9 protein-coding genes and 4 tRNA genes are annotated in these 11669 nt (G+C 44.5%); 12 read left to right on the top strand and 1 reads right to left on the bottom strand.

The genetic code is table 11. The features are described from left to right. The first annotated feature begins 15 nt into the window (after positions 1 to 15). From rfbA to Xvie_RS02450, 12 genes are all read left to right on the top strand, one after another. Positions 16 to 897: a glucose-1-phosphate thymidylyltransferase RfbA gene (gene rfbA / locus Xvie_RS02390; RefSeq protein WP_086107788.1), complete on the top strand. Its 882-nt coding sequence runs from the start codon at positions 16 to 18 to the stop codon at positions 895 to 897. Continuing rightward, complete coding sequence (rffC, locus tag Xvie_RS02395; RefSeq protein ID WP_086107789.1) at positions 875 to 1612, top strand: dTDP-4-amino-4,6-dideoxy-D-galactose acyltransferase; 738 nt, start codon at positions 875 to 877, stop codon at positions 1610 to 1612. The genes rfbA and rffC overlap by 23 nt, the downstream gene beginning before the upstream one ends. Further along, positions 1599 to 2729 carry a dTDP-4-amino-4,6-dideoxygalactose transaminase gene (gene rffA, locus Xvie_RS02400; protein ID WP_086107790.1) on the top strand — a complete coding sequence of 377 codons (1131 nt, stop codon included), beginning with the start codon at positions 1599 to 1601 and terminating at the stop codon, positions 2727 to 2729. Before rffC ends, rffA begins: the two co-directional genes overlap by 14 nt. Position 2730: 1 nt before the next feature. Continuing rightward, positions 2731 to 3981, top strand: coding sequence for a lipid III flippase WzxE (gene wzxE / locus Xvie_RS02405; RefSeq protein ID WP_086107791.1), 1251 nt, complete (start codon positions 2731 to 2733; stop codon positions 3979 to 3981). Next, positions 3978 to 5096: a TDP-N-acetylfucosamine:lipid II N-acetylfucosaminyltransferase gene (locus Xvie_RS02410; protein ID WP_086107792.1), complete on the top strand. Its 1119-nt coding sequence runs from the start codon at positions 3978 to 3980 to the stop codon at positions 5094 to 5096. Before wzxE ends, Xvie_RS02410 begins: the two co-directional genes overlap by 4 nt. Continuing rightward, entirely contained in the window at positions 5093 to 6520 is a 1428-nt protein-coding gene (gene wzyE, locus Xvie_RS02415; protein WP_086107793.1) for an ECA oligosaccharide polymerase, read from the top strand. Before Xvie_RS02410 ends, wzyE begins: the two co-directional genes overlap by 4 nt. Further along, positions 6507 to 7244 carry a lipopolysaccharide N-acetylmannosaminouronosyltransferase gene (wecG, locus tag Xvie_RS02420; protein WP_086107794.1) on the top strand — a complete coding sequence of 246 codons (738 nt, stop codon included), beginning with the start codon at positions 6507 to 6509 and terminating at the stop codon, positions 7242 to 7244. The genes wzyE and wecG overlap by 14 nt, the downstream gene beginning before the upstream one ends. Positions 7245 to 7648: 404 nt before the next feature. After that, the gene (gene thrP, locus Xvie_RS02430) at positions 7649 to 9022 is read left to right on the top strand and encodes a bifunctional threonine/serine APC transporter ThrP (protein ID WP_086107796.1); all 1374 of its coding nucleotides are present in this window, start codon (positions 7649 to 7651) and stop codon (positions 9020 to 9022) included. A gap of 172 nt (positions 9023 to 9194) precedes the next feature. Then, positions 9195 to 9271: transfer RNA gene (locus Xvie_RS02435), tRNA-Arg, on the top strand. 125 nt (positions 9272 to 9396) lie between these two features. Then, positions 9397 to 9472 (top strand) — tRNA-His (locus Xvie_RS02440). 15 nt (positions 9473 to 9487) lie between these two features. After that, a tRNA-Leu gene (locus Xvie_RS02445) sits at positions 9488 to 9574 on the top strand. Between the two features lie 25 nt (positions 9575 to 9599). Continuing rightward, positions 9600 to 9676, top strand: a tRNA-Pro gene (locus Xvie_RS02450). A gap of 787 nt (positions 9677 to 10463) precedes the next feature. Here the strand turns inward: Xvie_RS02450 and hemY are convergent. Beyond that, on the bottom strand, positions 10464 to 11669 hold the full coding sequence (hemY, locus tag Xvie_RS02455; RefSeq protein ID WP_086107797.1) for a protoheme IX biogenesis protein HemY: 1206 nt from the start codon (positions 11667 to 11669) through the stop codon (positions 10464 to 10466).

Raw genomic sequence — 11669 nt, forward strand, 5'->3', positions numbered from 1 at the left:
CGTCAGGGGGGACAGATGAAAGGAATTATACTGGCCGGGGGTTCTGGAACCCGTTTGTATCCAATAACGCGTGGTGTATCGAAGCAATTATTGCCGATTTATGACAAGCCGATGATTTACTATCCGCTGTCAGTTTTAATGTTATCGGGAATACGCGATATTCTGATTATCTCAACACCGGAAGATTTACCTGCTTTTAAGCGATTGCTGGGGAGTGGTGAACAATTTGGTATCCATCTTAGTTATGCAGAACAGCCCTCACCCGATGGTCTGGCACAGGCATTTTTGATTGGAGAAGAATTTATCGGCAATGATTCCTGTTGTCTGGTCTTGGGTGACAATATCTTTTTTGGTCAGGCGTTTAGCCCGAAACTGAAAAATGTATCTGCCCGAGAAACAGGAGCGACAGTCTTTGGTTACCAAGTGATGGATCCGGAACGATTTGGTGTCGTGGAATTTGACGAGCAATACCGGGTACTGTCCATTGAAGAAAAACCTGAACAGCCTAAATCCAATTGGGCGGTAACGGGTCTCTATTTTTACGACAGCAAAGTCGTGGATTTTGCCAAACAAGTGAAACCTTCTGCCCGTGGAGAACTGGAAATTACCAGTATCAACCAGATGTATCTGGAATGTGGTGAATTGAACGTTGAGTTATTGGGGCGTGGTTTTGCTTGGTTAGATACGGGGACTCATGACAGCCTGATTGAAGCCAGTACTTTTGTTCAGACCGTCGAAAAACGACAAGGTTTCAAGATTGCCTGTCTGGAAGAGATCGCATGGCGCAATGATTGGCTCAGTGTTGAGCAGTTAAAAGTGGCAGCAGCGGACTTGGCGAAAACAGGTTACGGCAAATATCTAATGGATTTGCTCAATGTCTATTCACGCCAACCTTGAACCATTGGCTTGGGATAGCCATTTTTTTGGCTTGTCCACTGCCCGCCTGAATTTTTCGCCAGAATCGGCAGTATTGACGGTTACCGATTTGGACCAATATGCATTGGTGCAAGCCAAGGTGTCAGCTCAACAAATGACCACTATTGATGGGCTGTCTGCCTTGGGGTTTTCTTTAGTTGAAGGTGAGGTCGATTTACTGTTATCGATTGAGGCGGGAAATATTTTAGGCATTCATACGGGTAAAGAACTCATACAATTACTTTCTGCGAAAAAAGCAGATATCCCCGTATTGAAGGCCGTGGCTGCTCGTGTATTTACGGCGAGCCGCTTCCGCGCACCTTGGTATCAACCGGATGACAGTGGTCGATTTTATGCTGCTTGGGTTGAAAAAGCCGTTTTGGGGACGTTTGATCATGAATGCCTGCTTATTAATAATGAACATGATCAAATGGCGGGTTTTGTCACCTTAAGAGACATGGGTAATGGAGAGGCGCGCATTGGCTTATTGGCTGCTGTACCAGACAATCATCATCAAGGGATTGGGAAAAAATTAATGTCGGCGGCGCAACAGTGGTGTCAGAACCATCAGATACAACGGCTGAGAGTGGCTACACAAATCAGCAATATCACTGCCTTGCGTCTTTATACACGTCGTGGTGCCCTTATTGAGAGCACCGCATATTGGTTATACAGAGGACGAAATGATTCCATTTAACAAACCACCGGTAGTCGGCACTGAACTTGAATACATGCAACAGGCGATGGCTAGCGGCAAATTGTGTGGTGATGGTGAATTTACCAAACGTTGTGAAGCATGGATGGAGCAACGCTTTAACTGTCCGAAGGTATTGCTGACACCGTCTTGTACGGCTTCACTGGAAATGGCGGCCATGCTGCTGAATATCCAGCCGGGTGACGAAGTCATCATGCCAAGCTATACCTTTGTTTCGACCTCTAATGCTTTTGTCCTGCGTGGTGCAACCATTGTGTTCGTGGATATTCGTCCCGATACCATGAACATTGATGAGAACAAAATTGAAGCCGCCATTACGGAGAAAACCCGTGCTATCGTGCCCGTGCATTATGCGGGTGTGGCCTGTGAGATGGATACCATCATGGCACTGGCGAAAAAATATAACCTGTATGTAGTGGAAGATGCAGCGCAGGGTGTCATGTCCACCTATAAAGGCCGTGCATTAGGTACGATTGGGCATATTGGTTGTTTCAGTTTTCATGAAACGAAAAACTACTCGGCTGGTGGTGAAGGTGGAGCGACATTAATCAATGATAAGTCCATGATTGCCCGTGCTGAAGTCATTCGGGAGAAAGGCACTAACCGAAGCCAATTTTTCCGTGGGCAAGTGGATAAATACACTTGGCGCGATATTGGTTCCAGCTATCTGCTGTCTGACCTGCAGGCGGCTTACCTGTGGGGGCAACTGGAAATTGCTGGAGAAATCAACCAGCGTCGCCTGACCTTGTGGAATAACTATTATCAAGCCCTGAAACCGTTGGCAGACGCTGGACATCTGGCTTTGCCGATTGTCCCAGAAGGTTTGGAACACAATGCTCACATGTTCTATATCAAGCTCAAAGATGTGGAAGAACGCAGCACATTCAACCGTTACATGAAAGAGAATGATATCCTCAGCGTATTCCATTACGTGGCATTGCATACCAGCCCGGCGGGTGAGAAATGCGGCCGTTTCCACGGCGAAGATCGTTTTACGACCAGCGAAAGTGACCGATTAGTCCGCTTACCGATGTTCTACAATATCACTGATGCAGAGCAGCAAGTCGTTATCGATCGAATTAAAGAGTTTTTCGCCTGATATGTCACTTGCCAAAGCTTCTGTTTGGACAGCAGGCTCCACGCTGATCAAAATCGGTGTGGGGTTGCTGGTCATTAAACTTCTGGCGGTGTCTTTTGGTCCAACTGGTGTTGGGCAAGCAGGTAATTTTCGCCAACTCATTACCGTACTGGGTGTGCTCTCTGGTGCAGGTATTTTTAATGGTGTCACCAAGTACGTGGCGGAACACCATCAGCAACCGGAAAAGCTCAGGGCGATATTGGGTACATCGTCCTCAATGATTCTTGGTTTCTCGACCTTACTGGCGGTGGTTTTCCTCTTGTTCAGTGAAACTATCTGCATTGGCTTGTTTGGTCACAATCATTACAAAACTGTTGTGCAGGCGCTCGCATTTATTCAAATGGGCATTGCTTATGCCAACTATTTTCTAGCTATCTTGAAAGGGTTCAGGGATGCTAAGGGAAATGCGTTGGCAATTATTTTGGGGAGCCTGACGGGCGTGATTGCCTATGGTTTCTGCTATTGGTTGGGAGGCTATGAAGGCGCATTAGCAGGCTTGGCGCTGGTACCTGCATTAGTGGTTTTACCTGCGGGATTGATGATACTGCGTCACAAGGTCATTACATTTTCTGCTCTGAAACCCATGTGGGATCGTGCGATTGCCAGCGATCTGGGTAAGTTTACCCTCATGGCGTTGTTGACCTCCATTACATTGCCAGTCGCTTATATCATGATGCGAAATCTGCTGGCAGCGCGTTATAGCTGGGAAGACGTTGGGATCTGGCTGGGGGTGAGCAGTATTTCGGATGCTTATTTGCAATTTATCACCGCGTCCTTCACTGTTTATCTATTGCCGACTCTTTCTCGTTTGGATGATAAACAGGAAATTACCAGCGAAATTTTAAAGGCATTGAAATTTGTCTTGCCTGCTGTGGCTGCTGCTAGCTTTTCTGTCTGGTTGTTGCGTGATTTCGTTATCTGGTTGTTGTTTTCAGATAAATTCACCGCTATGCGGGATCTGTTTGCGTGGCAGTTAGTGGGCGACGTGTTGAAAGTTGGCGCTTATGTTTTTGGTTATCTGGTGATAGCAAAAGCGGCACTGCGTTTTTATGTATTGACTGAAGTGAGCCAATTTCTTTTACTGACGGGCTTTTCTCATTGGCTGATACCGGCAAATGGGGCCTTGGGAGCGGCTCAGTCATATATGGCAACTTATATTGTTTATTTCATTCTTTGTTGTAGCGTATTTATTATTTATCGCAGGCGAGCATGACAACCCTAATTCACGTTTTGGGATCGGATATCCCACATCACAATCAAACTCTACTGAGTTTCTTTAATGACGTCTTGGCACAGGAAATACATTTTCCCGCCAAACCGTGTTTTATGGTGGTGTCCAAAGACCACACATGGCTATCTAATTACCCTAACTTGGTTATTTCTCTTTATAACAACAAATCTGCCTTATCACAGGCGGTGATAGAGAAAGCGAAGGCGAATAGAACAGCTCGTTTCTTCTTTCACGGGCAGTTTAATGCTGCTTTATGGTTGGCTTTATTAGTAGGAAAAATCAAGCGGCACCAATTTTTGTGGCATGTTTGGGGAGCTGATTTATATGAAGAATCCCGCCAACTTAAATTCCGTTTGTTCTATCTGCTTCGGCGCTTGGCACAGAAGCGGGTGGGACAGATTTTTGCCACGCGTGGCGATCTCCGGTATTTCTTTCAGAATTGTTCCCAATATTGCGTCCCGCGTTCGGATCAGGGCAAACCTGATATACCATCATCATTACTCTATTTTCCGACCAGAATGGATCCTGCGTTGACGGTAACGGAGAAAACATTGTCGCCAGAAGGGGTTACCATTTTATTGGGGAATTCAGGGGATCAATCCAATCGCCATATTGAAGCTTTGCATAAGATCCAGCGCCAGTTTGGCGATGAAGCGAGAGTGATTATTCCAATGGGCTATCCTGATAATAATCAAGCCTATACTCAGAGTGTGGAGCAAACGGCATTATCGTTGTTTCCAGCGCAAAACATCCGAATTTTGAAAGGAAAATTAGCGTTTGATGAATATTTATCACTGTTGCGCCAATGTGATTTGGGGTATTTCCTTTTCAAGCGTCAGCAGGGGATTGGAACACTCTGTTTGTTAATTCAATTTGGTATTCCGTTTGTTCTGAGCCGCCAAAATCCATTCTGGCATGATTTAACAGAACAGCAGATCCCAGTCCTGTTTGATGGTGATGAACTTAATAAACGCTGGGTGCAGGAAGCACAGCGCCAGATGCTGTCCCTCAATAAAAAAGCGATTGCTTTTTTTGATCCCAATTTCATTGAGGGGTGGAAAGCTGCCCTATCGGATACATCTGGAGAGTATCAATGACCTTGACACAATTCGGTGGGCTTTTCGTTGTTTACGTGATATCTCTCGTCTTTATCCTGACCTTGACGTATCAAGAGTTTCGGCGTGTCCGCTTTAACTTTAATGTTTTTTTCTCATTGTTGTACTTGCTGACATTCTATTTTGGCTTTCCATTGACCAGCCTGTTGGTGTTTCAGTTTGATGTGCAGGTAGTGCCTGTCGATTCATTGCTACATGCGATGTTGGCATCCGGCTGTTTTTACGCCATTTACTATGTGGCTTATAAAACACGCCTCACTTATAAAACGCGGTCTGGCGGTAATATAAAACCCGAAACTTTAATAATCACTTCTCCGCGGAAGCCTTTATTTACCATGAATCGGGTGGAAACGAATCTGACGTGGCTGCTGCTCGCGGGTATTGCCATCGTTACGGTAGGTTCGTTTTTTATGCAGAACGGCTTCTTGTTGTTTAAGTTACAGTCCTATAGCCAGATATTTTCCAGTAAAGTTTCCGGTGTGGCACTCAAGCGATTCTTTTATTTCTTTATCCCTGCCATGTTGGTGGTATTTTTCCTGAAGCCGACCAAAGTACGATGGCTGTGCTTTTTGGTGGGAACAGTAGGATTTGGAATCCTGACTTATGTGATAGTTGGGGGAACACGGGCTAACATTATTATCGCGTTTGCATTATTCCTGTTTATCGGGATTGTTCGTGGTTGGATCACGCTGTGGATGCTGTTTACCGCGGGTGTTATGGGAATTGTCGGCATGTTCTGGCTGGCGTTGAAGCGTTATAGCTTGGATGTGAGCGGAGCCGAAGCATTTTATACGTTCCTGTACCTCACGCGGGATACCTTCTCACCGTGGGAAAATTTGGCTCTGTTGCTGGATAATTACAGCAAAATCGATTTTCAGGGGCTGGCCCCGATTATCCGTGATTTTTATGTTTTTATCCCCAATTGGGTATGGCCGGACAGACCTAATCTGGTCTGGAATACAGCTAACTATTTCACATGGGATGTATTGAATAATCACTCTGGCCTTGCGATTTCACCAACGCTGATTGGTTCTCTTGTCGTTATGGGGGGCGTATTCTCTATCCCTCTGGGCGCGATAGCCGTCGGTTTTATTATCAAATGGTTTGATTGGATCTATGAAACAGGAAAACAGGAAACCAATCGCCATAAGGCAGCAATTTTGCAGGCTTTCTGTTTTGGAGCAATCTTTAACATGATTGTGCTTGCCCGTGAAGGTGTAGATTCTTTTGTTTCTAGGGTTGTGTTCTTTTGTATTGTTTTTGGTTTGTGTCTGATTGCGGCGAAATTGCTGTATTGGCTATTTGAGAGTGCAGGGCTGATTCGAAAGATAGTGGTCAGTAATTTGGCTACTGCGCGAAAAACATCTGTTATTTTGGATGTAAGGAAAAAAAATAGTGTTGAATAACATTCCCAAATACCGCATTCGTGGCCTCAGTATCTGGGGGTTCCGTGGCATGTCACATTTCCTCGACCACCTTTTCCAGGATGGACAGATAAAAACGGGGACATTGGTTGCGATTAATGCAGAAAAAGTTCTCACGGCAGAGAAAGACAATGAGCTAAATGAATTGTTGGATGAAGCTGAATACTTATACGCAGATGGTATTAGTATCGTACGTGCCATTCGCCGTAAATACCCTGATACGGATGTATCGCGTATTGCGGGTGCTGATTTGTGGGAAGCCCTGATGGAACGGGCAGGACAAGAAGGCACACCGGTCTTTCTGATAGGCGGGAAACCTGATGTCTTGGCACAAACCGAGAATAAATTGTGTACCCAATGGAACGTCAATATCGTGGGCAGTCAGGATGGGTATTTTACGTCTGAAACGCGTGATGAAGTATTTGAGCGGATTCATGCCAGTGGCGCGGGAATTATTACGGTAGCAATGGGCTCTCCTAAACAGGAAATCTTTATGCGCGATTGCCGCAAAGTTCATCCAGATGCATTGTATATGGGAGTTGGAGGAACTTACGATGTCTTCACTGGCCAAGTCAAGCGTGCTCCGAAAATCTGGCAGAATCTAGGTTTGGAGTGGTTGTATCGCTTGCTTTCCCAGCCAAGCCGCATTCGCAGGCAACTAAAACTGTTGAGGTTTCTTGGTTATTATTACGGCGGCAAGCTGTAATCTCGACAACGTATCTATCTTATGCCTGCTGCACCGAGCATGTGTTATTTATATGCAGCAGGCTTATGCTTCTTTCTTGTTCATGTTTAATGGATTGCTGGCAATTTTTATTGTGGGCTTTTTGTTCTCCAATGACTTGTTGTTTGGTTATCTGTTCTTAAATCTAATTTTGCGAAAACGTGAAATAACCATCTTGTTGGATGATCAAAAAGTAGTCATTATGAGGCTATTCTCTTCAGCTGCGGTGTCAAATAAAACAGACATCAACTCAATTTTATAATTTTCTATTTCACTGATTGGCAAAACGTGTTTTGATCCCAGCCTTTTTTACAACGATTGATTATCAATTCCTGTATTTTTTCTGTTTGCAAATATAGACATCATAAAAGTGGATAGGGAGTTTTATGAGTGATTCAAAACAGAGCCTGCAAAGGGGACTTGAGGCACGTCATATTGAGCTGATTGCGCTGGGTGGCACAATCGGCGTAGGGTTGTTCATGGGTTCAGCCAGTACTTTGAAATGGGCCGGTCCTTCTGTTTTGCTGGCTTACATTATTGCTGGACTTTTTGTCTTTTTCATCATGCGTTCCATGGGAGAAATGTTGTTCCTTGAACCTGTAACGGGTTCATTTGCTGCTTTTGGGCATAAGTACCTCAGCCCGTACTGGGGATACCTGACAGCATGGGGATACTGGTTCATGTGGGTTTCTGTGGGGATCTCAGAGATCACGGCCGTGGGCGTCTATGCTGCATTCTGGTTCCCTGAATTGCCTCAATGGGTTTCAGCATTAGTCGCGGTTGGATTGGTTGCCTTGGCGAATCTGGCGGCGGTAAGACTGTATGGTGAGTTGGAGTTTTGGTTTGCCATGATTAAAGTCACAACGATTATTGTGATGATTCTGATTGGTATCGGCCTGATTTTCTTCGGTTTGGGTAACGATTGGCAACCTATTGGTTTGGATAACCTGACCTCACATGGCGGCTTTTTTTCTGGTGGATGGAAAGGCTTTTTATTTGCCCTCTGCATTGTTGTTGCTTCTTATCAAGGAGTAGAGCTGGTTGGCATTACCGCTGGTGAAGCGAAAAACCCACAAGTTACCCTCAAAAAAGCGATCAACAATATTTTGTGGCGTATCCTGATTTTTTATGTTGGTGCTATTTTTATTGTTGTGACGTTATTCCCGTGGACAGAAGTAGGAACACATGGCAGCCCCTTTGTGATGACTTTTTCTAAAGTTGGCATTATTTCTGCGGCCGCGGTGATTAACTTTGTTGTACTGACTGCTGCGCTTTCAGGGTGTAACAGCGGCATGTACAGCGGCGGCAGAATGTTGTATGCCTTGGCGCAGAACCGTCAATTACCTGCTTCATTGCTGAAATTGTCGAAAAATGGCGTGCCGGTAAGATGTATTGCAATTACCATTGGTTGCTTGATTGCGGGTTCCAGCCTGAATTATCTGATACCAAATCCGAAATCAGTATTTGTTTACGTCTATAGTGCCAGTGTATTACCCGGCATGGTGCCGTGGTTTGTGATTCTGGTTAGTCAGCTGAGTTTCCGGAAGCATCATGATGAAGCCCTAAAGCAACATGGGTTTAAGTCGATCTTGTTCCCTTATGTCAATTACCTGACATTGATTTTCCTCTGCTGTGTCTTGGTGGGGATGGCAATTAACCCTGACACACGCCTTTCTCTAATAGTAGGGGGAGCATTTCTGCTGATCGTGTCATCAATTTATTGGTTGAATAAATTGTTTTCGCAAAAAAAATCAATATAGTTTTATTGGCTAATATTTGATCGGTTAAACTGTTTGTAGCAGTATTGCGGTGGAAATGTGCTGTCTTTATCAACTAAGTGAGCAAAGCGTAATCAAACGCATCATTTCTTTTAAAAAAGCACTGGACAGTACGACATTAAATCCGTACTATCCTCCACCGCAACGGCGTTAAGCGCCCGTAGCTCAGCTGGATAGAGCGCTGCCCTCCGGAGGCAGAGGTCTCAGGTTCGAATCCTGTCGGGCGCGCCATTTAAAGCGTGCAAGAGCAGTGGTAAAGAGTTATCGTGGTCGATGGCGTTGTTGTGAAATATAGCAGTATGTAAAAAATAGTAGTATGTAAAAAGATAATTGTTCGTAAAAAGACAATTGTTATGGTGGCTATAGCTCAGTTGGTAGAGCCCTGGATTGTGATTCCAGTCGTCGCGAGTTCGAGTCTCGTTAGCCACCCCATCTTTTTTATGAAACGCGAGGGTGGCGGAATTGGTAGACGCGCTAGCTTCAGGTGTTAGTGTCCTTACGGACGTGGGGGTTCAAGTCCCCCCCTTCGCACCATAAAAGAGATATAAAAGATATATTTCGGCGAGTAGCGCAGCTTGGTAGCGCAACTGGTTTGGGACCAGTGGGTCGGAGGTTCGAATCCTCTCTCGCCGACCAGATTCTGAGGAAACCCCGCAATAGCGGGGTTTTTTCTTTTTTCCACTTTTCCTACCAATAAAAAATTTCCTTTTTATTTCTTCTTAGTTTCTTTCTGGTTTTTTAACATAAAATCTAATGTTATCACTTTCATCAATATGTTAATTTTTTGTATTTTAAAAAAATAATTATATTGGTGTTGTATTTCAACGACAAATTATACCTCATAGTGTCTCAAATTGGAGACTCTTAACTATATGATTAATAGTATCTATATGTGAATGCCCTCGAAAGGCGTCTCAAATGAGAGACGGTGTTTTTAACGATATTTGGCGAAAGTAAGACTATCTATTATGGAAAGTCAGTTAAACCTTGGGTAAGAGGTATTTATCTTAATTGAAAAAGTTGGCATGCAAAATGCATTATTAGAACTGTAGATACTCATCCCACTCGTTATGACAGCATATGGCTTCATAAACCCAGGGATGATGTAGAGCTGATTGTCAGTGCCTATGGTCCAAGTTATAGATGAGTAAGCATCACTGTCTTTTCATCGCAAACCGGACACAACGTTGAGTGAGGCACTATCCGTCTGTAGACCTGATTGTATTTATACACCTGTCTTTTTGATAGGTGTTTTTTTTGTCTGTAGAAAAGCGAGGATGAGCTGCAATAAGTCTGCTATTGGCTCTAATTGAAAGGTTTATATTTTTATGGCGCATCTCTCATATGAAAGCACCTCGGCTAACGATTCAACTGCACCCATACACATATCATCGTTAACTGAGGCGTGAAGTCATATGCTCTCTTATGCTTCGGAGGTATTATTGCGCTTCAAGGTCAGCATAAAGCCTTTATTGCGGGTTTGGGTGGCTTCTTCACGTTTTTGCAATCGGTCCAATGCATCGGCAAGCCATGCATAATCATGGGCATCCGGGCGTTGTGCAAGAGCGGCTTTAAATGCTGACTCAGCATTCGCCCACTCACTATGACGCAAGGCAACCTGCCCCAGTGTACTGTTGAGCAATGGAGTTGCACCATGTTGCGTTAATAGATGAGAAAGCAGTTTTTGTATAGCGTCATAATCACTTGTCTTTAGATGTGGAATTAATAGCAGGAAACGTTCGTCGTACTGCTGTTTTAATCCATTTAAAATGATTTGCTGAGTAATTTCGTGATCATCGCATTCAATCAAATGCTCGGCCATTGCGACTTGCAGCACAGTATCATTACGAATCTTGCGGCTTTGATCTTTCCACCATACTTTCAGCCCAGTGCTGCCTTTCTCTGCTATAACTTGATTCATTAATCCGATATAAGCTTGCTGATGCAATTTAAGGCTCTCTTCTTCATCAAGCAGATTAACTTTCAGCATAGAAGGCAAGATATCAATCAGAGATTGATAATCACCTGAAAGAGAATAAGCCTGTTTAGCCAATCGCAATACTTCAGGGTGACGAGGAGCACGCTCCAGTAATTTATCCACACCATTGCGCGCGGCATGAATTTCGCCTTGTGCCAGTTGGATACGGACACGGGTAATATCAACAGGTAGCTGATCTTTATCAGCAACTTCTGCTGCTTGTTCTATATATTGGTTGGTATGGAAATAATCGCCGCGTCGTTGAGCGGCTTCGGCCGCCAGCAAATAGTTCACGACAGGATATTCTGCATGGTCAGCGTTGCGGGTCATCAGGCGCTCAACTTGCTTGAAGTCTCCTTCGGCGAGTTTCAATAATGCTTGTTTAGTCTGTGAACGAGCACGATTACGTTTATATCCTCCAAAGATCCAGCTATGGGTGGACGTACTGGTTCGTTTTAACCGACGATAACACCAACCGATGAAAATCAGCAGGAATTGCAGCAGAAGGAAGATAATCACCAGCCCGGTGATGCTGGTAGTGATATTGTTTTTATCCGTCTGGATCAATACGTATCCTTGATGGCCCGCTATCAAGGGGCCGAGTACGATCCCTGCAATAAGGATAACGAACAGCAATAATACTTTTAGCAT

Source organism: Xenorhabdus vietnamensis (assembly GCF_002127535.1).
Lineage (GTDB): Bacteria > Pseudomonadota > Gammaproteobacteria > Enterobacterales > Enterobacteriaceae > Xenorhabdus > Xenorhabdus vietnamensis.

What these genes read in the sequence shown, in the direction of transcription:
- rfbA (WP_086107788.1), top strand. Translation starts at nt 16, where the DNA reads ATGAAAGGAATTATACTGGCCGGGGGTTCTGGAACCCGTTTGTATCCA.
- rffC (WP_086107789.1), top strand. Translation starts at nt 875, where the DNA reads ATGTCTATTCACGCCAACCTTGAACCATTGGCTTGGGATAGCCATTTT.
- rffA (WP_086107790.1), top strand. Translation starts at nt 1,599, where the DNA reads ATGATTCCATTTAACAAACCACCGGTAGTCGGCACTGAACTTGAATAC.
- wzxE (WP_086107791.1), top strand. Translation starts at nt 2,731, where the DNA reads ATGTCACTTGCCAAAGCTTCTGTTTGGACAGCAGGCTCCACGCTGATC.
- Xvie_RS02410 (WP_086107792.1), top strand. Translation starts at nt 3,978, where the DNA reads ATGACAACCCTAATTCACGTTTTGGGATCGGATATCCCACATCACAAT.
- wzyE (WP_086107793.1), top strand. Translation starts at nt 5,093, where the DNA reads ATGACCTTGACACAATTCGGTGGGCTTTTCGTTGTTTACGTGATATCT.
- thrP (WP_086107796.1), top strand. Translation starts at nt 7,649, where the DNA reads ATGAGTGATTCAAAACAGAGCCTGCAAAGGGGACTTGAGGCACGTCAT.
- hemY (WP_086107797.1), bottom strand. Translation starts at nt 11,669, where the DNA reads ATGCTAAAAGTATTATTGCTGTTCGTTATCCTTATTGCAGGGATCGTA.